Below are 24567 nucleotides of genomic sequence, written 5' to 3' on the forward strand. Positions count from 1 at the left end.
CGGCTTGGGGAATGTCGGCCGGTGCGGTCGATTGCGCGCAGCCGTTACGGAAGTCGCGCGCTCGCCATCGCGCAAAACCTTCGCGATACCGGCCGGATCTGCCTGCTTCTTAAGCACTCATAGAGGGCTTTCCCATTCACTGAGATGACCGAAGAATAGGCCGTAACGCCATGGCGAAGCTTGTCAGTCTGTTCATCTCCCGTCGCCAGCAGACGATCATCGCGATCGTCGTGGGGAGCTTGATCTTTCTTGTGCTGACCGGCGGGGCCGGTGTGTTCGCGCTGTACGAGGCGCGTCAGTCGATGCGGGCCGAGAGCCGCGTGGCGCTGGCGCCCTACGCCCAGATCCGCCGGAATCTCGACTCGACCTTTGCCGAGCTGGAAAAGCAGGTCACGGCCGCGCCCTGCAGCGCTGAATTCCGGGAACAGCTCCGCCGCGTGGCCTTCCTTCCGGACGGCTTCCACGAGTTCCTCTACGTTGTTGATGGCGCGGCGCTTTGCTCGGCCAGCATCGGGGTGTTCGAGACACCCCTGCAGTTCGGCGAGCCGGACATCCGGGTCGGCGCGGAGACCGTCGTCTGGATGCAGCGCGACCTGTCCTTCTCGGGATTCGAGGGTCTCTTTGGGAGCATCGTCCAGGAAGGCGACTTCGCCATTGTCGTGCGTCAGGACGAAGTGCCGCACGCGGTCCCGCAATGGATGGAGTTCGAGACCGTTGCAACGGCTTCGAGCGGTCGTCGATGGCACCTCGATGGCGTCGAGGGTGTCTTCGATGCCAACCGCCAGGCCGCCATCGACGGCACCGCGCCGCTGTCCGGCACCGTTCGCAGCATCGATTGCGGCGACGACGGAATGATCTGCGTGGCCACCCAGGCCTCGCTGACCTCCCTGCTCGCACGCGTAGCGCCCTATGCCATCGTGGCGCTCCTGTTCTCTGCGCTGCTGTCGGCTGTCCTTGCCATCCAGGCGCGCGCGCTGATCGTCCGGCGCTGGGCCTTCGATGCACGCTTTCGCCGCTATCTCGACGCAGAGACCGTGGTGTGCGGCTACCAGCCGATCATGGAGCTCGCGACCGGCCGCATCGCCGGCTGCGAGGTGCTGGCGCGCTGGCGCGACATCGACGACACCATCGTCTATCCGGACCGCTTCATTCCGCTGGTCGAGCGCTACGGCCTGACCCGGCAGTTCACCCGGATGGTGGTCGAGAAGGCGCACCGCGAACTCTCCGCCGCGATGCCGGCGGGGCTGTTGCTGAAGGTCACGTTCAACGTCTTCCCGCGCGATCTCGACAGTGCCGTGCTCTGCGACATCTTCGGGCCGTTCCTCGCCGAGCCTGAGCGCTTCCGGGTGATCATCGAACTCGTCGAAAGCGACGCCATCGACATGGAGACGGCGCCCCGCGAGATCGAGAGGCTGCGCGACACCGGCATCCGCACCTACATCGACGACTTCGGCAGCGGCTATTCGAACATCCAGAACCTGGCGGCGCTGTCGGTGGACGGGGTCAAGCTGGACCGTGCCTTTGCCATGGCGCCGGCCGACAGCATGATGGCCCGGATGCTGTATCACGCCGTGGAGATGATCCATTCCTCCGGCCGGATGATGGTGGTCGAGGGAATCGAGACGGCCGAACGTCTCGAGGAATTACGCGCCTTCCGCCCGGCGATCGACTTCGTGCAGGGCTACCACATCTCGCGGCCCCTCGGGATCGAGCCCTTCGCGGGATTCCTTGCCGACGCAAGCCGTCCGGATCAGCTCATCGCGAAGGCCGCATAGGGTTTCGGAAGATTGCCGGAACCGATCGCGCCGCCGGCTAGCAGCCTTTCCCATTGCCCTTTGGGGCCGGGTCGTCTATCCGATTCCCATGGACACGATGATCTCTGCAAAGAACTGGTGGTGGGCTCGCTGATAGCGGCCGGACCATCACGCATGTGATCAGTACCTCAAGGCCGCCTCGGATCATCCGGCGGCCTTTTTGCTATGTCGCCGGGGGTCCGGGCACGAGACCCGCAACGAGCTTGTCGCAAGACCCGGAGAAGATTCATGGTGACCGAACAGACCGAAGACGGACGGGAACGGTATGTGACCGCCGGAGGCATCGTCATCACCCGCAGCCGGCAGGCCGTGGCGTATGAGGGCGCGATCGAGCCCTATTTCGACTGGCTCGACACCCGCCGCGGGGCCGTCCTGTTCTCCAACTACGAATATCCCGGCCGCTACACGCGCCAGGACGTCGCCTTCGTCGATCCGCCGCTGGTCATCTCGTCGGACAGGCGCGACATGCGCATCGAGGCGCTGAACCCGCGCGGCCGTGTGCTGCTCGGCTTCATCGACGCGGCGCTGGCCGGCAATGACGACATCGCGAGCCGCACGCGTAGCGACGACATCATCGACCTGACCATCGTCGAGCCGACCGCGGCGGTGACCGAGGAAGAGCGTTCGCGCATGCCGAGCGTCTTTTCCGTGCTGCGGACCATCGTGTCGCTGTTCCGCTCCGAGGAGGGGCGCGAACTCGGCCTCTACGGCGCCTTCGGCTACGATCTCGCCTATCAGTTCGAGCCGGTGCCGGAAGTGCTGGAGCGCGATGCCGAGCGCCGCGACCTGGTGCTGTACCTGCCCGACGAGCTGCTCGAGGTCGATCACTATTCGGCCTCGGCATTCCGGACCCGCTACGACTTCGCCATGGACGGCGCCTCGACGGAAGGTCTGGAAGGCGGCGGGCCGGATGCGCCCTTCGCGCCCTCGGATCGGATCCCGCCGCGCGGCGACCACAAGCCTGGCGAATATGCCGACCTCGTGCGCTCCGCCAAGGAGAAGTTCATGCGCGGCGATCTCTTCGAGGTCGTGCCCGGGCAGGTCTTCTACGAGCGCGCCGAACACCGGCCATCGGAAATCTCGCGCCGGCTTAAGGCGGTGAACCCGTCGCCTTACTCGTTCTTCGTCAATCTCGGGTCAAACGAGTTCCTGATCGGCGCGTCGCCGGAGATGTTCGTGCGGGTCAACGGTCGCCGGGTCGAGACCTGCCCGATCTCCGGCACGATCAAGCGCGGCGACGACGCCATCGCCGATTCCGAGCAGATCCTGAAGCTTTTGAACTCCAAGAAGGACGAGTCGGAGCTGACCATGTGTTCCGACGTCGACCGCAACGACAAGAGCCGGGTCTGCGATCCGGGCTCGGTGCGGGTGATCGGCCGGCGCCAGATCGAGATGTATTCGCGCCTGATCCATACGGTCGATCACATCGAAGGTCGGCTGCGCGACGGCATGGACGCCTTCGACGCCTTCCTCTCCCATGCCTGGGCGGTGACCGTGACCGGTGCACCCAAGCTGTGGGCCATGCGCTTCATCGAGAACAACGAGAAGAGCCCGCGCACCTGGTATGGCGGCGCCGTCGGCATGGTGCATTTCAACGGCGACATGAACACCGGCCTGACCCTGCGCACGATCCGTCTGAAGGACGGCATCGCGGAAGTGCGGGCCGGCGCGACGCTGCTCTACGATTCGAACCCCGAGGACGAAGAGGCCGAGACCGAACTGAAGGCCTCGGCGCTGATCGGCGCCATCCGCGAGGCGGGTGCGCCCGATCCGGCCGCCGCCAAGCGCGATTCCGCCAAGGTGGGGGAGGGGCTGCGCATCCTCCTCGTCGATCACGAGGATTCCTTCGTCCATACGCTGGCGAACTATTTCCGCCAGACCGGCGCCGAGGTCTCGACGGTCCGCACGCCGGTGCCGGCCGAGATCTTCGAGCGGATCGCACCGGATCTGGTGGTACTGTCGCCGGGACCGGGCAATCCGTCCGACTTCGATTGCAAGGGCACCATTGCCCGGGCGCGCGAGCACGGCGCGGCGATCTTCGGCGTCTGCCTCGGTCTCCAGGCCCTGGCCGAAGCCTATGGCGGCACACTGCGGACGCTGCACATGCCGGTGCACGGCAAGCCGTCGCGCATCCGCATTTCCGATCCTGGCATCATCTTCGCCGGCCTGCCGGCAGAGGTCACCGTCGGGCGCTACCACTCGATCTTCGCCGATCCCGTCCGTCTGCCCAAGGACTTCAACGTGACCGCCGAGACGGAGGACGGCATCGTCATGGCCTTCGAGCACCGGACCGAACCGGTCGCGGCCGTGCAGTTTCATCCGGAGAGCATCATGAGCCTGGGCGGCGATGCCGGCATGCGGATGATCGAGAACATCGTCGCGGCACTTCCGCGCCGGGCCCGCGAACAGGCGGCCTGACACGGTGAGCGGCGGGTCGGAGATGGCGGCGGGTGCTGGTGCCCCGCTGGTGAAGCGCATTGCCATGGCGTCGGTCGCCGTGGCGGTGATCGTGCTTGCGATCAAATACGCCGCTTACCGGATGACCGGGTCGGTCGCGCTGTTCTCCGACGCGCTGGAATCCATCGTCAACGTCGTCGCCGGCCTGATCGCGCTCTGGGCGGTCACGCTGAGCTACAAGCCGGCCGACAGCGACCACCCCTTCGGTCACACCAAGGCGGAATATCTGTCCGCGGTGATCGAGGGCGTGCTGATCGTTCTGGCGGCGCTGCTCATCCTGCGCGAGGCATGGCAGGCCTATCTGGTGCCGCGGGCGATGGAGGAGCCGCTGATCGGCATCGCCATCAATGCCGCGGCAACGACCATCAATGCCGTCTGGGCGACCTATCTGATCCGCCAGGGCGCCGCCCGGCGCTCGCCCGCGCTTGCGGCGGACGGGCGCCACATCATGGCGGATGTCGTGACCTCCGTCGGCGTCATCGGCGGCTTGCTGATCGCCACCAGCACCGGCTGGACGATCCTCGATCCGCTAATGGCGGCCCTCGTCGCCCTGAATATCCTGCGCGAAGGGTATCTCGTCGTCATGAGCTCGCTGTCCGGGCTGATGGACCGTGCGATCGACCCGGAGGAGGAGGCCACCGTCCGCGACATCATCTCCTCGCATGCGGATGGAGCGCTCGAAGTTCACGATCTGAAGACACGGCTGGCCGGCCGGGCGATCTTCATCGAGTTTCACATGGTCGTGCCGGAAACCATGACCGTCGGCATTGCCCATGAAATCTGCGATCGCATCGAGGATGCGCTGCAGGTGGCCTTCGACGGGGCCCGGGTGTCGATCCATGTCGAGCCGGAAGGCGAGGCCAAGCAGACGGGCGTACCGGTTCTCTGACCCCGCCGGCTCGCCAAGGCTCTGAGACCAGGGGCAGCCCCTTGAAATCAAACGACGATTGCTTGCCATTTCCCGCCGCAGCGGCAATAGCTGGCGGCGGAAGGGACGCTGGAGTCGTGACGGGTTCGCGGCGCACTGCAACTGGACGGGGATCACCATGGGGGTCGACATCGGCGCGCCGCGCGGCAGGGCCAATCTCGCCGGCCTGAACGGCGTGCAGGCGTTTCTCATCGCCATCTCCTGGCGCGAGAGGCCGGTGCTTCGCTGGGTCTTCGCCATCGTGGCGATCGGGCTCGCCTTCTGGGTCCGCTACGGGCTGGACGAGCAATTGCCGGCCGGCTTCCCGTATCTGTCGTTCTTCCCGGCCGTCATCATCACGACCTTCCTCGCCGGCACGGCGCCGGGAGCGCTGGTCGGTCTCCTTGGCGGCCTGTCGGCCTGGTACTTCTTCATTCCGCCCTTCGATTCCTTCCTGCTCACCGGCGGTTCGCTGCTGGCGCTGGTCTTCTACGTCTTCATCGTGACGGTCGACATCGTGCTGATCCACTGGATGCACGTCGCGCTCGACCGGCTGACCGTCGAGAAGGAGGCGACCGCCCGCTACGCAAACGAGCGCGACCTCCTGTTCCGCGAGCTCCAGCACCGGGTCTCCAACAATCTCGCCGTGGTGTCGGCGCTCTTGAACACCCAGGCGCGCGTGTCCTCCTCCGCCGAGGCGACAGCCGCCCTGCAGCAGGCCTCCGCCCGCATCGGCCTCGTGTCGAAGATCCAGCGCCAGCTCCACGATCCGAGCCGCCAGAGCCTCGACATGGCGCCCTATCTGGCGCAGCTCGGGCCGGACCTCCTGGCGGCATCGGGGGTGACCAACGTCACCTATCTGACCGATGTCGCGCCCACCGAGGTGGATGCCGAGACGGCCGTGCCGCTGGCGCTGATCGTGACCGAACTGATCTCCAACGCGATCGAGCATGGCTGCGCCGACGGCCGGCCGGGCACCATCCGGGTCTCGCTTCGCCGCGAGGACATGGCGGGCACTGCGGGCGAGGGCTGGACCCAGCGGCTGCAGGTCGCCGACGACGGGCCCGGCTGGCCGGACGGCTTTTCCATTGCCGCGTCCCGCAATCTCGGCATGCGCATCGTCGCCTCTCTGACCCAGCAGATCGGCGGACGCTTCGAGACGTCGAACGACGGCGGCGCGGTGGCGACGCTCGTCTTCGAGGCGCGGCCGGCCTTCGCGCAAGCGCCGGCGGACTGAGCGGGCGCCCGCGACTGTTGCATTTTCGGCTTGCCATCGACGGATTTGCGGCTACTCTTCGCCGCATGAACGCGACGCCATCCACTTTCGGCATGATCGCGGCCCAGAGCCGGGCCGGCGATGCCGCGCGTCCGCTCTCGCTTCTACGCCTTCTCCTTCTTAGCTGCGGCCGTCGGACCCGTTGACCTGAAGGGGGCGTCCGGCGGTCGAGCCGGCACTGTGGTCCGACCCGGCCCGCGCGCTCAGCCCCTCTCGCTTTACAAGACGGTTCCAATTGCCGATGACCGGCCAGATGCGCGCGAAGCCGCCGCAGCCGTCATCCGCCCAGCGATCAAGGTGCGAAGACCATGTCCGTTACACCCGCCACCCGTTCGGCCGCAGACGTCCGGCAGGCGCCGCCCGAAACGGCCGAGCGCCGCGGCACGATGCCGTTGGCCTCCCGCAAGTACCAGCCCTATGGCCAGGTCGATCTGCCTGACCGGACATGGCCGTCCAAGACCATCACCGAGCCGCCGATCTGGTGCTCGGTGGACCTGCGCGACGGCAACCAGGCACTGGTCGATCCGATGGGACAGGACCGCAAGGCCCGGTTCTTCGCGCTCCTGAAGGCGATGAACTTCAAGGAGATCGAGATCGGTTTCCCGTCCGCCTCGCAGACCGATTTCGACTTCGTGCGCTGGTGCATCGAGGAGGGCGAGACACCTGACGACGTGTCGCTGCAGGTGCTGGTGCAGTGCCGGCCTGAGCTGATCTCGCGCACCTTCGAGTCGCTGGAGGGGTCGCACCGGCCGATCGTGCATTTCTACAATTCCACCAGCGAATTGCAGCGCCGCGTCGTGTTCCAGAAGGATCGCGCCGGCATTCGCGAGATCGCTACTGACGCCGCCAAGATGGTCGTCGACATGGCGGCCAAAGCCGGCGGCGGCTACCGCTTCCAGTATTCGCCGGAAAGCTTCACCGGGACCGAGCTCGATTTCGCCGTCGAGATCTGCAACGCGGTCGCCGAGATCGTCCAGCCGACGCCGGACAACAAACTGATCCTCAACCTGCCGGCGACGGTCGAGATGTCGACGCCGAACATCCATGCCGACCAGATGGAATGGATGTGCCGCAATCTCGACAATCGTGACAGCCTGATTGTTTCGCTGCATCCCCACAACGACCGCGGCACCGCGGTCGCGGCGACGGAGCTGGGCCTGATGGCCGGGGCGGACCGGGTCGAGGGCACGCTGTTCGGCAATGGCGAGCGCACCGGCAATGTCGATCTCGTCACCCTGGCGCTGAACATGTTCACGCAAGGGGTGGATCCGGGTCTCGACGTCTCCGACATCAACCACATCAAGGAAATCTTCGAGTACTGCAACCAGATGACGATCCACGAGCGTCATCCCTATGTGGGCGAACTGGTCTACACGGCCTTCTCCGGGTCGCATCAGGACGCGATCAACAAGGGCATGAAGGCCCGCAAGGTCGCCAACAAGGAATTGTGGGAAGTCCCGTATCTGCCGATCGATCCGAAGGATGTCGGCCGGTCCTACGAGGCGATCATCCGCATCAACTCGCAGTCGGGCAAGGGCGGCATCGCCTATGTGCTGCAGGCCGATTACGGCCTCAACCTGCCGCGCAACCTGCAGGTGGAGTTCCGCGAGGATATCCAGCACATCACCGACGAGGAAGGCCGCGAGCTGCCGGTCAAGCGCATCTACGAGCGCTTCATCGAGCGTTATGTCGAGCAGCCCGACGGCCGCATCCGCTTCGTCGAACACACCACCCGGCCGAGCGCGAACGTGAAGGGCGAGCGGATCGTCGAGGCGACCATCCTCGACAATGGCGTGGAGACCACGATCGAGGGGATCGGAACCGGGCCGATCGACGGGTTCGTCAACGCCCTCTGCCGCCATCTGGGGCTGGAGTTCTCGGTGTTCGACTATTCGGAACACTCGCTGGGAGCTGGCTCCGATGCGGGCGCCATCTGCTACATGGAAGTGCAGCACGAGGGCGGACGGCTGTTCGGCGTCGGCATGAACAAGAACATCGTCACGGCTTCGCTCGAAGCGCTGGTCGCCGCGGCGAACCGCCTCTTGGCGTCGCGCTGATGGGCGACGCCGAAGCACCGCGCCTGTTTGCCACCGAACAGGGCGGCGAAGCCGGCGGCACAGCGCGGCCCGTCGTGCTGCTGCACGGCTTCGACGGTCGGGCGGCCGTGTGGGAGGCGCTGCAACGGCGCCTCGCCACTCCGCAGCGGCGGATTCTCGCCTTCGACCTGCCGGGCCATGGCCGGTCGCGGGACTATCCCGGCTTCGGTCCGCCCAAAGTGGCGGCGCGGGCGGTGATCGCCGAGATGGCGGCGCGGGGCATCGCCTCCGCCCATTTCGTCGGCCATTCGATGGGCGGCGCCATCGCCTGCCTCGTCAGCCTGTTCGCACCGGACCGCATGGCCTCGCTGACGCTGCTTGCCCCGGGCGGATTTGGTCCGGAGATCGGCAGCGACCTGATCGCAGCGGTGATGACGGCCGAGGGCGCCGAGGCGGTCCGCACGTCGCTTGGCGCGATGGGCGCCCCGGACTGGCAGCCGGACAGCGAGACGGCCGCCGCGATCGCCGCCGCCCGCACGCCAGAGGACCGCGCCGCGGTCGCGCAGATGTTCGATCTCCTGTTCACGGCCAGGGATGGCGGCGGGGGCGGGACGCAGGGCGTTCTGCCGCTCGAGACCATCGCGGCGAGCGGCGTGCCGATCTCGCTCGTGTGGGGTACGGAGGATCCGGTCACGCCGTTTGCGCAGGGCGCCGAGGCGCCGCCAGGCTTCGCCGTGACCGCGCTGACCGGACACGGCCACATGCTGATGCTGGAGGCGGAAGACGCCTGCGAGAGCGCGATTCTGGCGTCGATCGAGCGGGTCGATGGCGCCTGAGCCGGAGCGTCACGCAGTTTCTTCCAATCGCGATTCCGAATATGATAAACCCCCAGTTAACGAATTGGATTCGAGGCGACGATCGATGGGCGAAGGCAAGGACAATGTCGCGACCCTGATGGGGACGAAGCGACTGGCCGATGCCGTGCGACAGGCCAAGATCGCTGCTGCGCAGCGCTCGGACGTCGTCGTCGATATCCGCGAGGCCGATCGCGCGCGGCTCGAAATCCTGCAGGAAGAGCTGCAGCCGCTGATCGACGAACTGCCGGCGGGCGAGGACATGTTCGACTTCACCCTGTCGGGCGGTGCCCATGCGCGGCTGTGGATCGACGGCACCGCCAACGTCGTCATGGCCCGCGACCGGCGCACCTATCGGCTCGTCCGTGAAACGCGCCTCGGCCGGGTGACGCTGGTCGAATCCACCGAAGCGCGGATCATTGCCGATCGGGTGACGGACTACGTCGCCGAGCGGATCGTGGAGCGCGACAAGGCTTTCGCGGTCAACGACGAGCTGAACGAGCGGATCGCCAAGCCGGCGCATCCGGTTCGCCGCACCAACGAGGCGCCGCTGCGCCAGCCGGAGCCGCAGCGCTCGCGTTCGACCGACTTCGTCATCGCGGCCGTCTGGCTGATGATCGGCGTCGTCGTCGGCGCCGGCCTGTTGCTGGCGATTTCGTCCTATCTCGGCGTCTCCGTCGGCTGATCAGGCCGCCGGCCGCGAATCCTCGCGCGAGGTCGTGTTGACGGCGCGCCCGTCGGTCAGCAGTTCGCGCTGGCGTACCCAGCCGATGCCCGGACGCTCTTCACGGGCGCCGCGTTCGCGCTGGATCAGCGACCATTTTCCCGGCTCGCCGTCGATCTCGAACAGATTGTAGCGCGAGGCCGGATGCGAGCTGCCGGGGGCCTGGCTCGCCGACGGCACGCCGACCACAGGCACCATGCCCTGCGGCCCCTTCAGCCAATGCAGCGTATCGAGATGGGTGTGGCCGTGCAGCACGAGCTCGGCGCCCATCTCGTGGATCACCTTCGAGAAGAACTGCTTGCCGATCAACCGTTTGTGCCACGCCGTCGAGCCGGAGATCGGCGGATGGTGGATCAGCACCACGCGAAACTGGCCATGCGCGCCGGCGTGCTCGAGCTGCTTGGCCAGCGCCATCGCCTGGCGCCGGCGGAACGTGCCGGTGGCGAAGAACGGCGCCGTCGCTTCGGCGGTCGAGACGCCGAAGATCGCGACGGGACCACGGACCCGCACATAGGGGAACGAGTTGCCGATGGCGTTCAGCGGATTGTCGCCAATCATGTACTCGTACCATTCCCGGTAGGACCGCTTCAGCGCGCCGGGGACATAGGCGTCGTGATTGCCTGGCACCACGGAGACGTCGTGCGGCTTGCCGAGTTCCTCGAGCCAGATGCGAGCCGCCATGGTCTCGACCTTGGTCGCCAGATTGACGAGGTCGCCGGTGACGGCGATGTGGTCCGGTGCTTCCTGCTGCAGGTCCTGGATGAGGTTGGCGAGCGTGTCGCCGAACATCACCCTGCGGCGATTGCGATGCCAGTTGACGTAGCCGGTCACACGCTTCGACGCGAGTTCGCGGATCGACAATTCAGGCAATGGACCGAGATGGATATCGGAGAGATGGGCAAGACGAAACATGCCTGTCATCCTAGGTGAGGAGAGACGGATTGCTAGGGTTGGCGAACGAAGGACGGCGATGCGTTTCGAGAAACTGATGGTACGCATCCTGCACGGCGTGCATGTGGTGGCCCGGCCCATGACCCTCGGCGTCCGCGGTTTCGTCTTCGATGACGCGGGGCGGATCTGCCTCGTGCGGCACACCTATGTCTCCGGCTGGTACCTGCCCGGCGGCGGGGTCGATCCCGGTGAGACGGCGGCCGAGGCGATGACGCGCGAGGTGCGAGAGGAGGCGGGGATCGTGCTTCTGGACGAGCCGGAGCTGGTCTCGGCCCATTTCAACCGCAATGCCTCCAACCGCGACCACGTGCTGCTCTATCGCTGCGGCGCGTTCCGGCGCGAGGCGAACCACAAGCCGGGCGCCGAGATCGCCGAGATGGGGTTCTTCGCGCCAGGCGAGCTGCCGGATGGTACCACCAACGCAACCCGGCGCCGTCTCGCCGAACTGGCCGGCGAGACGGCGCGCGATCCCTATTGGTGAACGGCCAGCCGCTCGCGCCCATGCGGCACGGTGAGATCCTGCTTCGGACCGACGGGGATGATGCCGGTCGGATTGATCGTTGCATGGCTGGAATAGTAGTGGCCCTTGATATGGTCGAAATCGACCGTCTCGGCCACACCCGGAACCTGATAGAGTTCAAGCATGTATTTGAAGAGGTTCGGGTAGTCCCTGATCTGCTGAAGATTGCATTTGAAATGCCCGAAATAGACCGGGTCGAAGCGGATCAGCGTCGTGAACAACCGCCAGTCCGCCTCGGTCGGTGCGGCGCTGGCGACGAGGTAGCGCTGCTTCGACAGCAACGCCTCGAGCCGGTCGAGCGCATCGAACAACTGTTCGAAGGGCTTCTCGTAAGCCCGCTGCGTCGTCGCGAAACCGCATTTATAGACGCCGTTGTTGACGTGGTCGTAGACATCCGCGTTGATCGCGTCGATGTCGTCGCGCAGATCGTCGGGTGACAGGTCGACCGAGGCGTCGCCATAGGCGTCGAAGCCGCGGTTCAGGATGCGCAGAATTTCCGAGGATTCATTGTTGACGATGGTCCCGGTCTGCTTGTCCCAGAGGACCGGCACGGTCACCCGCCCGGTGTAGTGCGGGTCGGCTTCGAGGTAGATTTCATAGAGCCGCTTCTTGCCGAAGATCGGATCGGGAATTGCCCCGGGACGGTCGGAAAAGACCCAGCCTTCCTCGCCCATGTGGTAATCGACCACCGACAGGGAGATGACGTCCTCCAGCTTCTTCAGCTTGCGGGCGATCAGCGTGCGGTGGGCCCAAGGGCAGGCGAGGGAGACGTAGAGATGGTAGCGGCCGGGCTCGGCCTTGTAGCCGGTCTGGCCGTCCGGGCCGGGCGATCCGTCGGCGGTGATCCAGTCGCGAAAGCTCGTGGTCGAGCGCTGGAAGCTGCCGCCGGTCGATTTCGTATCGTACCATTTGTCCTGCCACTGGCCGTCTACGAGCAGTCCCATTGGCGATCTCCTTCGGTTCGGGTTCGTCAGACTAACCGAAGTGGCCCCGGCGCGTTCCTGTGGCAGCCGCGACGCAGCGTCAACGCTCCGGCACCGATCGGCCGGAGGGGCCCGGCTGGACCTTGCCGGATCGCAGTGCTAACCGGATTGCCGGACTTGAGGAGTGCTCCGATGATCATCCGCCGACGACGACACAGGATCTGCGCGCACGCGCACTGACCGTCGTCGTTTGCCGGTATCCCGATCAGCCGATGGGAGCCCAGCGAGCGGCGCTGACGCCCGCCCGACCTGGAATGCCCCTCATGCTTGCCCTTTCCGACGTCCGGTATCTGCCGGAACATCCTGATCACCATGCCGCCATCGATGCCATTGCCGCAGAGGCGTTCGGCCCCGGTCGCTTCACCCGCGCCGCCGAGCGTGTTCGCGAGATGGCCCGCCATGCGCCGGCGCTCTCCTTCGTCGCCGAGCACGGTGGGGCGATCATCGGTTCGGTCCGGCTGACCCCGATCGCGATCGGTAACGCGCCGTCGCTGATGCTGGGGCCGCTCGCGGTCCGGCCGGCCTTCAAGAACCGTGGCGTCGGCAAGGCGCTGATGCAGCGCGCCGCTACGGCTGCCCGCGAGGCCGGCGAGAACTCGATCATCCTCGTCGGCGATCCGCCCTATTACGCGCCGCTCGGCTATCGACCCTTGCCGCGCGGCTCGGTGATCATGCCGGGCCCCGTCGATCTGGCCCGGCTCCTTGGCCTGGAGCTCGTCGACGGTGCGCTCGGCGGGGTGACGGGACATGTCGGCGCGCGGCGCCTCTTAGCGCTGTCCGGCAGGCTCGATGAACCACAGGCAAGCGCCGGATTGCGCCGAGCGGCAATCCGTCCTAAAATTCCGTAGGGGAATGCGGAAGGTTCGACGCAATGCCCGCCATGATCGACATAGTCGCGATATTGGTGACGATCCTGGCACCGCTGGTGCCGGCGATCCTGCTCTACAGGTCCGTCCCGTCCACCGGACAGGCGAGTGGCGCGCTGGCCGGCGTGAATTTCAAGCTCGGCGGCGCTGTCGCCGGCTATGTCGTGATCTTCCTCATCGCGATCCTGTTCCTGAAACCCATGACGATCAGCTCGCCCCGCTACGAGATCGTCAAGATGCAGGGCACGGTCGAGATCGGCGGCGTCGCCGAGAACGAGCTCGACATGCGATCCTTCCGGATGAGTATCAGTCCGCGGCAATGGGGACAGGAAGGCACGGTCGGCCCTCAGTTGGTGCGGTGGACGGCGTCGGTTCCCAGGAAGATCAACCCCGACGGCAAATCCCCCTGGTTTTTCGACTATTTCGTCGTCTCCTACGATGGGCACCAGAGCAAGATGATCCCGGTCAATGGCGGGACCCTGCTGAGCGGGATCGACACGATCGACTACGGCAAGCAGGTCCTCGAGCCCGTGCGCCGGGGAAGAGCATCGGAGATCATCCTCAGCGAAGCGGGAGGCCGCGCGGATGATTGAGACCAGGACTTCTCGATCAGCGATTGCGCTGTGCCTGGCGCTTCCCGCCCTGGCGATCGCGCTCGCAATGAAACCCGTTCATGCCGGCGGCCTGTTCGGCGATCTGGTGGCGAGCGAGGCCGCCAATACCGGCGACGACGCATCCCCCAGGGCGCCGAGAAGCCGCGCAGGCAGGGAGAAGGCGCTGGCCGATCAGCTCATCAGCCTCTGTTCGGAGCCGGACACCTGCATGCAGGCCGTGACGAACGATTCCGGCTACTTCCAGTTCGATGACGTTCCGCCCGGAACCTACACCCTTGAGACCCTGGGGCCGGACGGGAGCGTTGTCAGCGGAAGCGTCGACGTCGAGGCGGACTCGATGCAAGGGTTGAAGATCGTGACCCCGTCTGCCGCGTCGAAGAGGTGAGAGACCGCGAAACGGGATCGCGGTGATCGCCGAGTGCGTTCGTTTCCCAAGCCGAAGGCGCGATCGGGGATCTGCCAGCGGCGCCATGCTCTGACATGTCCGCAAACCGCTTCGAGGCAGGCCACCGTCCGACCCGACGATTGCCCGTCGACTGCCTCCCCGCCGCGTGATCCGCGTACCGCCGGCCTCGGTTCACGCAGCCGCGTGTTCGGCGCGCGGTTCCAGCTTCTGCGGTTTGCCGTAGAGGCCGATATTGGCGTCGCCCCACTGCTTCAGCGATCGCAGGATCGGCTCCATGCTGCGGCCGAGCGGCGTCAGGCTGTATTCGACCTTCGGCGGCACCTGCGCATAGACCTTGCGGTCGATGAGGCCGTCTTCCTCCATCTCCCGCAGCTGGTTCGTCAGCGTCCGCGGCGTGATGCTGACGAGATGCCGCTTCAGTTCGCCGAACCGCAACGTCCCGTCCAGCAGATGGAACAGGATCACCGACTTCCACTTGCCGTCGATCAGCCCGATGGCCGCCTCGACGGAGCAGCCGGGCGTGCAGTCGAACCGGGAATGCCGGATCTTCGCCATGGTGGTATCCTTCTTGATACTAGTGGCGTCATTTGTGCGTATTGCTCTCATGCGAGCATAGGAACATCTTCGGCCCTGTTCAATCGGATGGTGTGACGGAGCAGGATGATGGAAGCGATTGCGTACAGGAATGCCGGAACGATCGATCGGCCGGACGCGCTGGTCTACGTGGAACTCGACCGCCCCGTTCCGGCCGGCCGCGATCTTCTCGTCGAGGTGCGTGCGATCTCGGTCAATCCGGTCGACTACAAGATCCGGGCAAATGTCGATCCGGCCGGCGCGTGGAAGGTGCTGGGCTGGGACGCGGTGGGCCGTGTCGTCGAGGCCGGCGAATCCGTCGAGGGCTTCAAGGTCGGCGACGACGTCTACTATGCCGGATCGCTGGTGCGTCCCGGGGCCAACAGCCAGTTCCATCTCGTCGACGAGCGCATCGTCGGACACAAGCCGACCTCGCTCTCCGACGCCGAAGCGGCGGCGCTGCCGCTGACCGCGATCACGGCGTGGGAAATGCTGTTCGACCGGTTCGACCTGACCCGGCCGGTGCCGGGTTCGGCGAACGCCATCCTGATCATCGGCGGCGCCGGCGGTGTCGCGTCGATCGCCATTCAGCTGGTTCGGGCCCTGACCGACATGACGGTCATCGCCACGGCCTCGCGTCCCGAAACCCGCGACTGGGTCATGGATCTCGGCGCGCACCACGTCATCGATCACAGCAAGTCGCTGGCCGACGAGATCAGGGCCCTCGGCATCGGTGCGCCCGGCTTCGTCTTCTCGACCAACGGAACCGCCGACAATCTGGACGCGATCGCCGAGCTGATCGCGCCGCAGGGACATTTCGGCCTGATCGACGACCCCGAGGCCCTGAATGTCTCGGCGTTCAAGCAGAAATCCGTCTCCACCCACTGGGAGTTCATGTTCACGCGATCGATGTTCGAGACCGCCGACATGAACGAACAGGGCAAGCTGCTCGACAAGGTCGCCGAGCTGATCGACACCGGCAAGGTCCGCACGACGCTGGGCGAGGTGATGACGCCGATCAATGCCGAGACCCTGAAGGAAGCACACCGCAAGTCCGAAACCGGCCGGGCCAAGGGCAAGATCGTCCTCGAAGGCTTCTGACCGATTCGATTTAGATCGGCGGTCTCCCCGTCAGCGATCGCCCCGACCGGTCGGTTCACGTCTTCCGGTCGGGGCAGATTGGTCCATTACCCACGCGAATGCAGCGCTCGCACGATCGGGCCGTTCAGTGCACAGCCGGCTTTTGTCAGAAGCCGCGTTCGATGGCGGTGAGCAGGCGGAAGCGCAGCTTGCCGCCGCCGTTCAGCGAGATCACGAACCGCACGTCGCCGTGCCCTGCGGTCCTGGCGAAGCCCGCCAGCGTGCTGACGCCCGAGAAGGTGCCGGTCTTGTAGCGGGAGCCGGCGCGGGTCTTGCGCAGGAGCTCGGCGTGAGGGGCGAAATGGCCCAGCACGCGGGCAAGGCCGCGCGCCGTGAAGCTATTGTCGCGGCTGATGCCCGAGCCTTCCACCAGTTGCATCGCGTCGGGTACGTTATGCGCGGCGAAGATCTCGCGCGCGACACGGATCGATTTCTCGAGGCTGACCGGGCCGCCCTCGCGATGCGCGCCGATCTCCAGAAAGACCTGGTTGGCGATGTAGTTGTTCGAGCCGATCAGCATTTGCCGCAGGATTTCAGCAAGATCGCGCGACTGCTCGTGCACATAGACCGGTGTCATCCCGGCGGGGGCCGGCCCGAGCGATATGTCGCCCTCGATACTGCCGCCGGACCGCTCGATGAAGGCGGCAAGCAGCTCGCCGGCATAGCGGATGCCGATGCTCGGATCTTCCTGGGTCAGGCTGATCCGGCTGCGGCCGTTGGGGCCGCGCGCACGGAACTGGCTGATGGCGAGGGGCGTGATCGGCGTCTGCTCCTCGGCGGACCGGACCGTCTGGCCGTTGCGACGGGCGTTGATCGTGTTGAAGTTGACGGCGAGGGCCGAATTCAGCGCATCATAGGCTTCGTCGGTGGCCTCGATCCCCGGAATGCTAAGCTCGGCGGGATAGTAGCTCGCATCGACCACGATGCCGGTGAAGGGCTCCGTGCCGGTTTCCTCGAGGAGCTTCGGCGCGAGCACGGCGAGTTCCTCGGAGACCAGGAACGGGTCGCCGCCGCCGCGCACATACAGGACCCTGTCGTCGCCGAGATAGAACTGCGTCTTGAAGCGGTAGTCGCCGCCAAGAACCTCCATCGCCAGCCACGCCGTGACGAGTTTGGCGACCGACGCAGGGACGAAGGGCTTGTCGGCGTTCTGGGCGAGCAGCTCGTTGCCGTCTTCGTCCAGCACGAACACCAGCCCGGACGGCGCGAGGGACGCGACCCTGTCCTTGACGTCAGCGGCGGTCTGGACTTGCAGCAGAAGCACCGCGAAGACCGTGGCAAGCAGGCGAGACCACATGGCGGCTCCAGCATGTTCGGCGTGTCGACGTGTTCCTCACACTAGAGGTGCCGATGCGTTAGGCAAGGCTCTCGACAGAGGCGCCAGTCTTACCGCCCTTCGCGATACCAGGTCGCCGACAGCGCCATGAGCAGCACGGCAAGGCCAAGGAAGCCGGCGAAGAGAGGCGTGCGGTCGACGCCGCGCAGCACCGTCTCGTCGGTGGTCTTCAGGCCGATCCAGTCGCGACCGTCGGCATTGGCGCGGCCGCTGACCGGCACGACCCGCAGGAATGATAATTCGCCGTCACCGTCGGCCACCCGGCGCACGCTGCCGCGGGTGGCATCCGAAAGCGGCTGCAGCTTGTCGCCGGTGGAGATGGCTTCGCGATATTCGCGCGGATTGACCGGACCGACATTGGCCAGCGCCCGCAGATCGTCGTTGGCCGCCTGGAACAGTCCGAGTTCTTCGGTCTCCAGCACGCCTTCGTAGCGGCCGGCACCCACCTCGTTCAGCGGCAGCGTCACCGCTCCGCCCGATGGCGTCAGGACGGTGGCAGGGCCGGGGGCATCGCCAATGGTCTGGCGCGTGACGACGAGGTCGGAACCGCGGGCCTCGGCGTCCAGCGCTTCTTCCTCCAGTTCCGGCTCCTTCATCAGCCAATGGGCGAGACGGCGGAACAGGGCGACATGCGGACCGCCGCCTTCGAAGCCGCGCGACCACAGCCATTCCTGATCGGACAGGAGAAGCGCGATGCGGCCTTCGCCGACCCGGTCCAGCACCAGGAGCGGCTTGCCGTCCGGCCCGTCCATCACGGTTTCGCCCTCCGGCTCGCTGACGTCGATCGAGCGGAACCAGCGGCTCCAGTCCGGCGGCTCGCTGGCCGAGCCGGGCAGGTTGCGCGTCACCGGATGCTTGCGGCCGATCTCCGAGATCTGCGGCCGGAAGGCACTCTGTTCGATGTCGCCCGTGGGCAGGGCCGGCAGGATCGATTGCAGCGGCGTGCGGGCGACGCTCTCCTGGCTGGCATATTCCGGGCCGGAGGCGATCAGCATCGCGCCGCCATTCTGCACATACTGGGCGATGTAGTCGAAATAGAGCGACGGCAGCACGCCGCGCTCCTGATAGCGGTCGAAGATGATCAGGTCGAAATCGTCGATCTTCTCGACGAAGAGCTCGCGCGTCGGGAAGGCGATGAGCGACAGCTGGTCGATCGGCGTGCCGTCCTGCTTTTCCGGCGGCCGCAGGATGGTGAAATGCACCAGATCGACGGCGGCGTCGGATTTCAGGAGATTGCGCCAGGTCCGTTCGCCGGCATGGGGTTCGCCCGAGACCAGCAGCACGCGCAGGTTCTCCCGGATACCGTCGACCACCGCGATCGCGCGGTTATTGACGGGGGTGATCTCGTTCGGGTCACGGGCGGCAACGAGTTCGAGGATGTTCTTGCCGGCGCGCGGCAGCTGGAAGACGAACTCCCCATCGCCGCCGGGGCGCACGCTCTCGCGGGAGATCAGGTCGCCATTCAGGAAGACCTGCACCTCGACCGGCCGGTCGGAAGCGGCCGGGCCGTCTTCCAGGACGCGGTAGCGCAGCCTCTGGTCCTCGTCGACCAGGCCGAAGCGCGGGCTGGTGGTAATCTCGATGCGCCGGTCGAATTCGTCCGGCTGACCGGTGATCAGACCATGCACCGGCGCGTCGAAGCCGAGTGCCTGGGCTTCGGCCGGAATGTCGTGGATCTGGCCGTCCGTCACCATGATGGCGCCGGCAACGCGGGCCGGCGCGACATCCTTGAGCGCGCCGGAGAGAGCGGCGAACAGGGCCGTGGTGGCGCCGTCGGTGGGTGAGGCGCCGGAGCGGGCCTCGACGGTGCGCACTTCGAATTCGGGATAGCGGGCAAGGCCCTCCTTCAGCGCCGCTTCCGTAGCGTCGGCCTGGGCGTTGCGCTCGCCTATGGTCTGGCTCTGGCTGCGGTCGACCACGAGGGCGACGACGCTCTTCAGCGGATCACGCTCTTCCTGCAGCACCACCGGATTCATGATCGCGAGCAGCAGCGCCGCAATGGCGAGGATGCGCACCAGCGCGCCGCGGATGCGCGCAACCACCAGCGCCAGCGCGAGCAGCACCGCCGGGACCGCGAGCAGGGCGATCACCGTCCAGGAAAAGAACGGCGCGAAATCGACCGACCAGTTCATTGGCCCAGCCTTTCCAGGAGCGCCGGCACATGCACCTGATCGGCCTTGTAGTTGCCGGTCAGCACGTACATCACGATGTTCACGCCCGCCCTATAGGCATATTCGCGCTGCGCGGGATCGGCGGAATCCGTCGGGAACAGGAACAGGCCCTGGCTGTCGACCGCCCAGGCGCTGGCGAAATCGTTCGATGTGATCATGATCGAGGAGACGCCGTCACCGCCGCGCGCCGGCCGCGCGCCGCCTTCGCCGTCGCGCACCAGCGATTCCACCCAGAGCTGGGAGCCGGTGTGGCGGCCGGGAAAGTCGTCCAGCATGTAGAAGGCCTTGGTCAGGACGTGGTCGGTCGGCACCGGGTCCAGCGGCGGCACGTCGAGATCGGCGAGGATCTCGCGCAGCCGGCGCTGTCCTGCCGAGACGTTGCCGCCGGACAGGCCGGAGATCGGATCGTCGGCCACGTCGAACAGCACCGTGCCTCCCTGCTTCATGTAGGCATCCATGCGCCCGATTGCGGTTTCGCTCGGCATCGGTGCACTGGCGTCGATCGGCCAGTAGATGATCGGGAAGAAGGCGAGTTCGTCGGTGGCGATGTCGACGCCCATCGGCTCGCCTGGCTCCAGCGCCGTCTTGGCGGTGATGAATTGCGACAGGCCGGACAGGCCCTGGCGCGAGATCTCGTCGGTCGCTTCGTCGCCGGTCAGCACATAGGCCAGATGCGTCGTCTCCGTCGCCCGGATCGCCCGTTCGACATCGACGTCGTCGTCCGCTGCCGGCTGACCGGATTGCGTCGGTGCCGGCTCCTGTGCGCGGGCATCCGGGACCGTGGCGACCAGTCCGATCACCGCAATCGCGAGGATCGAAGGGAGCGCGCCGGCACGGCCGCGCGAAAAGCTGTTGCCGATGCGGGTCGCCGCACCGTTCAGCCAGAGCAGAGCCAGCGCGTCGAGCGCGAAGAGGACAAGGGCGGCGGCAAACAGCCAGGGCGCCAGATCGACGGCATTCTCGCCGCCATAGCCGCGCGCCTCGACCGGCGCACCGAGATCCAGCGCAGGCAGCAGCTGCAATTCGGCGTCGGCCGGCAGGAGGTTGTGGGCGAGATAGCCTTCCTCGCTGCCATAGAGGCCCGGCGGGTTTTCGCGTGTCACCGGCTGGTCGCCATTGGCGACGGGCTGCAGCGGCTGGACGTCGGCTCCGGGGCTGGTAAGGCGGCCCTGACCGTCGAGCACGCGATAGGGCGGCAGGCTGTCGGCGGCGGTGCGGCCTTCGCTGGGGCCGGCACCCGCCCGCGACAGCGTCACGATCCGCCGCAGCATTTCCACGAAGGCACCGGAGATCGGCAGGTTCGACCAGGTCGCCTCGGCGGTGACGTGGAAGAGGACGATGGTGCCGGCCCCCACCGTCTCGGCGGTCACAAGCGGGGTACCGTCGGCAAGGCTCGCCCATGTCCGCTCGGACAAATCCGCCGCCGGCTCGGCGAGGATCTGGCGGGTCACTGTGACGTCTTCCGGCACGGCGATCCCGGCAAAGGGTTCGTCGTCGGGCATCGGCGCGATCTTCTGGGGCTCGGACCAAGACATGGCGCCGCCGAGCTGGCGTTCGCCCGTACGCAGGCGCACCGGCACCAGCGTGTCGTCGCCCGGCGCGGCGGCGAGGCGCGGGCCGGCAAAGCGCAGGAGATAGCCGCCATCCTCGACGAAGCCCTGCAGCGCCTCGCGGGCATTGTCGGGCAGAATGCCGATATCGGCAAGGACGATGACCGAGGGCCGCCGCGCGATCAGCGCCGGGATGGCCTCGGAGAGATTGGCGCTCTGCGGTCGCACGAGATCGGCAAAGGGCTCCAGCGCCCGGGTGATGTAGTAGAGCGGCGACAGCAGCGGCTGGGCGAGGTCAGAGGATTCGCCCGAGACCAGCGCGACCCGGCGGCGCCGGAAGCTGTCGTCGACCAGCCGAACCGCGCCGGCGGTCTCGGCGCCCTCGACCTCCAGCCGCGCGATGTCGTTGCGCAGTTCCACGGGGATCGCGAAGCGGGCTTCGGCACTGGCCGACCCGGCTGCGAAATCGAGGGACGTGCGACCGATCTCGCGCTCCTGCGCGTCGATCGCGCGAACGGCAAAGCTACGCGGTTCGGCCACCCCGGGGCGGACAGCCTGCACGACCAGCGCTTCCGTCGAATTGTCGGCGCCCGTGAGGCCGACGAGACCGCCAACCTCCGGCGCATAGACGATGGCCTGCGACGGGGCGAGGGCGGCAAGGCTGCGGCTGGCAGCGTCGGTTCCCTCGGCATCGAGACCGTCGGCGACGAAGGCCAGCGAGCCGACGCGGTTGCCCGCAAGCGCGGTCGCGATACGCTCGGCTGCGGCTGCCCGGTCGGCGGGGATGGGGCGCGGTGAAGCCGCGGCGAGGCGCTCCAGCGCGGCGTTGGCTTCGACGGGGGTCGCGTCGTCGGACTGGCCCTCGGCCGTGAAGGCGAGGGAGACAGGGCGCCCAGCTTCGCCGGCTTCGCGGATCAGCCCTTCGGCAGCCGTCCGCCGCACATCGAAATCGCCGCCGCTGGCCCAGCCATTGTCGACCAGCAGCGCCAACGGCCCGGTGCCGGTCAACTGGCCCTCGCGCGGATTGAGGGTCGGGGCGGCCAAGGCGAAGATGATCAGCGCGGCGAGCAGCAGGCGCAGCAACGTCAGCCACCATGGGCTCTTCGACGGCGTCTCCTCGCGCTTGAGCACCCGTTCGAGGATGCGCAGCGGCGGAAAGGTCTCCATCTGCGGCCGCGGCGGCGTCAGCTTCAAGAGCCACCAGATCGCCGGCAGTGCCAGAAGCCCGAACAGCACCAGTGGCGCACCGAACGAAAGGGCGAGCCCGCCGATCAAGCCGAGGCTCCCGCTACGCGCGGCGCGACGGCCTGCGGTGCGCCGCTCAGCCGCCCGTGGACGGCCACCAGGGCTTCGGAGGCCAGATGGTCGGTGCGGTGCGGTATGAAGCTCCAGCCAAGGCGGCGGCAATGCTCGGCGATGTGCTCGCGGCGCGCCCGGTAGACGGTGGCGTATTCCTCGCGCAGGGTCTCGGCACGTCCTGCCGTCAGCGTCGCGCCGGTCTCGGGATCGCGGAATTCGGTCCGGCCGGCATAGGGAAACATCTCCTCCGCCGGATCGGAGATCATCACGATGTGGCCGCGAATGCCGCGCCGGCCGAGCTGGTCGATGCGCGCCACCACCTCGTCGACCGGATCGAGAAGATCGCTGACGATGACCAGTTCGGTGAAACGCTTGAGCCGGTCGTCCGGCGGGAAGGGATCGTCGGGTCGCCGGGAGAGCAGCGCACCTGCGATCCGCTCGGCGGCATTGCGCGCGGAGATCGGATCGACGACGCCGGGATAGCCGATGCGCTCGCCCGAGCGCGACAGGATCTCGGCAAGGGCCAGGACGATGACCAATGCGCGCGATTCCTTGGAGACCTGGGCGGCACTCGACATGAAGCGCATGGACGGCGACGGGTCGGCCCACAGCCACACGGTCTGGGCAGCTTCCCACTCGCGGTCGCGCAGATAGACATGGTCGTCGCGGGCCGAGCGGCGCCAGTCGATGCGCGAGACCGGCTCGCCTTGCACGAAGGGCCGGAACTGCCAGAAATTCTCGCCGACGCCGCGCCGCCGACGGCCGTGCCAGCCGGCGATGACCGTCGACACCACGCGCCGTGCCTCGACCAGAAGGTCGGGCATCAAAGCGGCACGCTGACGCGAACGGGCCAGCGCGTCCGGTGCGGCGGTGAGGTCGACGGTGGAGCCGATCGGCATGCTGGACCCTGACCCTACGCCGCGTCGCGCTTCAGCGCGCCGATGACGTCGCGGACATTCATGCCCTCGGCGCGGGCCGAGAAGTTCAGCGCCATGCGATGTTGCAGGATCGGCTCGGCCAGCGCCATCACGTCGTCCACCGACGGTGCGAAGCGCCCGTCGTAGAGAGCGCGGGCGCGCACGCAGGTCATCAGCGCCTGGCTGGCGCGCGGGCCGGGACCCCAGGCGATGTGGGCGTCGGCCTCCTTGTGGCCGTTGCCCGGCCGGGCTGATCGCACCAGCCGGAGGATCGCGTCGACGACGTTCTCGGCGACCGGCATGCGGCGCACCAGCGTCTGGATCTCGCGCAGGCGGTCCGACGTCATCACCGGCTCGGCGACCTGATCGGCGCCGCCCGTGGTCTCCAGCAGGATGCGGCGTTCCGATTCCAGATCGGGATAGAACACATCGACCTGCATCAGGAAGCGGTCGAGCTGGGCTTCGGGCAGCGGATAGGTGCCTTCCTGCTCCAGCGGGTTCTGGGTCGCCAGCACATGGAAGGGCTTGGGCAGATCGTGCCGCTCGCCGGCGACGGTCACATGGTATTCCTGCATCGACTGGAGCAGCGCGGACTGGGTGCGCGGCGAGGCGCGGTTGATCTCGTCGGCCATCAGGAGCTGGGCGAAGACCGGGCCCTTCACATAGCGGAACGACCGGCGGCCGGTCTCGTCCTGGTCCATCACCTCGGTGCCGACGATGTCGGACGGCATCAGATCGGGCGTGAACTGGATGCGGCGGGCATCCAGGCCCAGCGACAGCCCGAGCGTGTCGACCAGCTTGGTCTTGGCAAGGCCCGGAACACCGACCAGCAGAGCATGCCCGCCGGAGAGGATCGCGATGAGGCTCTGCTCGACGACGCTTTCCTGGCCGAAGATGACCCGCCCGACGGATTCGCGAACCCGTGCGATGTCGGTCAGTGCCGTCTCCGCCAGCCCCACGATGGCGTCCTCGCTGAGGGTCTCCTCCTCGGGCTTCATCATCGTCATCGGGACGGTCTCCGTCAGGTATCGAAGGGAAATGGCCAGATCAGCGTCGACGTGCGATGGCCGTCGCACGGCCGCTTCCACTCATCAAATCGGCCACCGAGACTCCTGGCAAGCTGGCGAGGAGCAACTATTTCGTGACTGCGAAGGCCGGCCAAAATAAGACGAA

At 66.9% G+C, this 24567-nt stretch carries 20 protein-coding genes; 12 read left to right on the forward strand and 8 right to left on the reverse strand.

Annotated elements, in window-relative coordinates; translation table 11 throughout:
- The first annotated feature begins 170 nt into the window (after positions 1-170).
- From H536_RS0110245 to H536_RS0110275, 7 genes are all read left to right on the forward strand, one after another.
- Positions 171-1775: an EAL domain-containing protein gene (locus tag H536_RS0110245; RefSeq protein WP_024350387.1), complete on the forward strand. Its 1605-nt coding sequence runs from the start codon at positions 171-173 to the stop codon at positions 1773-1775.
- A gap of 267 nt (positions 1776-2042) precedes the next feature.
- On the forward strand, positions 2043-4232 hold the full coding sequence (locus H536_RS0110250) for an anthranilate synthase (protein WP_024350388.1): 2190 nt from the start codon (positions 2043-2045) through the stop codon (positions 4230-4232).
- Positions 4233-4254: 22 nt separating this feature from the next.
- On the forward strand, positions 4255-5160 hold the full coding sequence (locus H536_RS0110255; protein ID WP_024350389.1) for a cation diffusion facilitator family transporter: 906 nt from the start codon (positions 4255-4257) through the stop codon (positions 5158-5160).
- Between the two features lie 157 nt (positions 5161-5317).
- A complete protein-coding gene (locus H536_RS0110260) occupies positions 5318-6415 on the forward strand; it encodes a sensor histidine kinase (protein ID WP_051141563.1) in 1098 nt (365 codons plus the stop codon).
- A 425-nt stretch (positions 6416-6840) separates the two neighbouring features.
- Positions 6841-8511 carry a 2-isopropylmalate synthase gene (leuA, locus tag H536_RS0110265; protein WP_024350391.1) on the forward strand — a complete coding sequence of 557 codons (1671 nt, stop codon included), beginning with the start codon at positions 6841-6843 and terminating at the stop codon, positions 8509-8511.
- A complete protein-coding gene (locus tag H536_RS0110270; RefSeq protein WP_029703032.1) occupies positions 8511-9326 on the forward strand; it encodes an alpha/beta fold hydrolase in 816 nt (271 codons plus the stop codon). Before leuA ends, H536_RS0110270 begins: the two co-directional genes overlap by 1 nt.
- An 85-nt stretch (positions 9327-9411) precedes the next feature.
- Entirely contained in the window at positions 9412-10029 is a 618-nt protein-coding gene (locus H536_RS0110275; protein WP_024350393.1) for a hypothetical protein, read from the forward strand.
- Here the strand turns inward: H536_RS0110275 and H536_RS0110280 are convergent, their stop codons facing one another.
- Positions 10030-10980, reverse strand: a complete 951-nt coding sequence (locus H536_RS0110280; protein WP_024350394.1) for a metallophosphoesterase family protein — start codon at positions 10978-10980, stop codon at positions 10030-10032.
- A 58-nt stretch (positions 10981-11038) separates the two neighbouring features.
- Here H536_RS0110280 and H536_RS0110285 point away from each other — a divergent pair, with 58 nt between their 5' ends.
- The gene (locus H536_RS0110285) at positions 11039-11500 is read left to right on the forward strand and encodes an NUDIX domain-containing protein (protein ID WP_024350395.1); all 462 of its coding nucleotides are present in this window, start codon (positions 11039-11041) and stop codon (positions 11498-11500) included.
- Here H536_RS0110285 and H536_RS0110290 read toward each other — a convergent pair.
- Positions 11491-12483 carry a glutathione S-transferase family protein gene (locus H536_RS0110290; protein WP_024350396.1) on the reverse strand — a complete coding sequence of 331 codons (993 nt, stop codon included), beginning with the start codon at positions 12481-12483 and terminating at the stop codon, positions 11491-11493. The two genes, H536_RS0110285 and H536_RS0110290, sit on opposite strands and share 10 nt — an antisense overlap.
- 59 nt (positions 12484-12542) lie before the next feature.
- Between H536_RS0110290 and H536_RS0110295 the strand changes: the two genes are divergently transcribed.
- From H536_RS0110295 to H536_RS0110305, 3 genes are read left to right on the forward strand one after another with little or no spacing between them, the layout of a single operon-like run.
- Positions 12543-13370, forward strand: coding sequence for a GNAT family N-acetyltransferase (locus H536_RS0110295; protein WP_306302717.1), 828 nt, complete (start codon positions 12543-12545; stop codon positions 13368-13370).
- A 23-nt stretch (positions 13371-13393) separates the two neighbouring features.
- Positions 13394-13981 (forward strand): hypothetical protein, encoded by a 588-nt coding sequence (locus tag H536_RS0110300; RefSeq protein ID WP_024350398.1) that lies wholly within the window; start codon positions 13394-13396, stop codon positions 13979-13981.
- On the forward strand, positions 13974-14387 hold the full coding sequence (locus tag H536_RS0110305) for a prealbumin-like fold domain-containing protein (RefSeq protein ID WP_024350399.1): 414 nt from the start codon (positions 13974-13976) through the stop codon (positions 14385-14387). The genes H536_RS0110300 and H536_RS0110305 overlap by 8 nt, the downstream gene beginning before the upstream one ends.
- Positions 14388-14579: 192 nt before the next feature.
- On the opposite strand, the gene H536_RS0110310 is transcribed toward H536_RS0110305, so the two are convergent.
- Complete coding sequence (locus H536_RS0110310) at positions 14580-14963, reverse strand: winged helix-turn-helix transcriptional regulator (RefSeq protein WP_024350400.1); 384 nt, start codon at positions 14961-14963, stop codon at positions 14580-14582.
- Positions 14964-15071: 108 nt separating this feature from the next.
- Here H536_RS0110310 and H536_RS0110315 point away from each other — a divergent pair, with 108 nt between their 5' ends.
- A complete protein-coding gene (locus tag H536_RS0110315; RefSeq protein ID WP_024350401.1) occupies positions 15072-16082 on the forward strand; it encodes a zinc-binding alcohol dehydrogenase family protein in 1011 nt (336 codons plus the stop codon).
- A gap of 145 nt (positions 16083-16227) precedes the next feature.
- Here the strand turns inward: H536_RS0110315 and H536_RS0110320 are convergent, their stop codons facing one another.
- The 5 genes from H536_RS0110320 to H536_RS0110340 all read right to left on the reverse strand — a co-directional run bounded on the left by H536_RS0110320 (position 16228) and on the right by H536_RS0110340 (position 24401).
- Positions 16228-17418 (reverse strand): D-alanyl-D-alanine carboxypeptidase/D-alanyl-D-alanine-endopeptidase, encoded by a 1191-nt coding sequence (locus tag H536_RS0110320; protein ID WP_024350402.1) that lies wholly within the window; start codon positions 17416-17418, stop codon positions 16228-16230.
- Between the two features lie 89 nt (positions 17419-17507).
- A complete protein-coding gene (locus tag H536_RS0110325) occupies positions 17508-19589 on the reverse strand; it encodes a membrane protein (RefSeq protein WP_024350403.1) in 2082 nt (693 codons plus the stop codon).
- On the reverse strand, positions 19586-22453 hold the full coding sequence (locus H536_RS0110330) for a DUF4159 domain-containing protein (RefSeq protein WP_024350404.1): 2868 nt from the start codon (positions 22451-22453) through the stop codon (positions 19586-19588). Before H536_RS0110330 ends, H536_RS0110325 begins: the two co-directional genes overlap by 4 nt.
- Positions 22450-23376, reverse strand: coding sequence for a DUF58 domain-containing protein (locus H536_RS0110335; RefSeq protein ID WP_024350405.1), 927 nt, complete (start codon positions 23374-23376; stop codon positions 22450-22452). The genes H536_RS0110330 and H536_RS0110335 overlap by 4 nt, the downstream gene beginning before the upstream one ends.
- Before the next feature lie 14 nt (positions 23377-23390).
- Positions 23391-24401 (reverse strand): AAA family ATPase, encoded by a 1011-nt coding sequence (locus H536_RS0110340; protein WP_024350406.1) that lies wholly within the window; start codon positions 24399-24401, stop codon positions 23391-23393.
- Positions 24402-24567 lie beyond the last annotated feature (166 nt).

The sequence above is a fragment of the Aurantimonas coralicida DSM 14790 genome, assembly GCF_000421645.1.
Taxonomy (GTDB): domain Bacteria; phylum Pseudomonadota; class Alphaproteobacteria; order Rhizobiales; family Rhizobiaceae; genus Aurantimonas; species Aurantimonas coralicida.

What these genes read in the sequence shown, in the direction of transcription:
- H536_RS0110245 (WP_024350387.1), top strand. Translation starts at nt 171, where the DNA reads ATGGCGAAGCTTGTCAGTCTGTTCATCTCCCGTCGCCAGCAGACGATC.
- H536_RS0110250 (WP_024350388.1), top strand. Translation starts at nt 2,043, where the DNA reads ATGGTGACCGAACAGACCGAAGACGGACGGGAACGGTATGTGACCGCC.
- H536_RS0110255 (WP_024350389.1), top strand. Translation starts at nt 4,255, where the DNA reads ATGGCGGCGGGTGCTGGTGCCCCGCTGGTGAAGCGCATTGCCATGGCG.
- H536_RS0110260 (WP_051141563.1), top strand. Translation starts at nt 5,318, where the DNA reads ATGGGGGTCGACATCGGCGCGCCGCGCGGCAGGGCCAATCTCGCCGGC.
- leuA (WP_024350391.1), top strand. Translation starts at nt 6,841, where the DNA reads ATGCCGTTGGCCTCCCGCAAGTACCAGCCCTATGGCCAGGTCGATCTG.
- H536_RS0110270 (WP_029703032.1), top strand. Translation starts at nt 8,511, where the DNA reads ATGGGCGACGCCGAAGCACCGCGCCTGTTTGCCACCGAACAGGGCGGC.
- H536_RS0110275 (WP_024350393.1), top strand. Translation starts at nt 9,412, where the DNA reads ATGGGCGAAGGCAAGGACAATGTCGCGACCCTGATGGGGACGAAGCGA.
- H536_RS0110280 (WP_024350394.1), bottom strand. Translation starts at nt 10,980, where the DNA reads ATGTTTCGTCTTGCCCATCTCTCCGATATCCATCTCGGTCCATTGCCT.
- H536_RS0110285 (WP_024350395.1), top strand. Translation starts at nt 11,039, where the DNA reads ATGCGTTTCGAGAAACTGATGGTACGCATCCTGCACGGCGTGCATGTG.
- H536_RS0110290 (WP_024350396.1), bottom strand. Translation starts at nt 12,483, where the DNA reads ATGGGACTGCTCGTAGACGGCCAGTGGCAGGACAAATGGTACGATACG.
- H536_RS0110300 (WP_024350398.1), top strand. Translation starts at nt 13,394, where the DNA reads ATGCCCGCCATGATCGACATAGTCGCGATATTGGTGACGATCCTGGCA.
- H536_RS0110305 (WP_024350399.1), top strand. Translation starts at nt 13,974, where the DNA reads ATGATTGAGACCAGGACTTCTCGATCAGCGATTGCGCTGTGCCTGGCG.
- H536_RS0110310 (WP_024350400.1), bottom strand. Translation starts at nt 14,963, where the DNA reads ATGGCGAAGATCCGGCATTCCCGGTTCGACTGCACGCCCGGCTGCTCC.
- H536_RS0110315 (WP_024350401.1), top strand. Translation starts at nt 15,072, where the DNA reads ATGGAAGCGATTGCGTACAGGAATGCCGGAACGATCGATCGGCCGGAC.
- H536_RS0110320 (WP_024350402.1), bottom strand. Translation starts at nt 17,418, where the DNA reads ATGTGGTCTCGCCTGCTTGCCACGGTCTTCGCGGTGCTTCTGCTGCAA.
- H536_RS0110325 (WP_024350403.1), bottom strand. Translation starts at nt 19,589, where the DNA reads ATGAACTGGTCGGTCGATTTCGCGCCGTTCTTTTCCTGGACGGTGATC.
- H536_RS0110335 (WP_024350405.1), bottom strand. Translation starts at nt 23,376, where the DNA reads ATGCCGATCGGCTCCACCGTCGACCTCACCGCCGCACCGGACGCGCTG.
- H536_RS0110340 (WP_024350406.1), bottom strand. Translation starts at nt 24,401, where the DNA reads ATGACGATGATGAAGCCCGAGGAGGAGACCCTCAGCGAGGACGCCATC.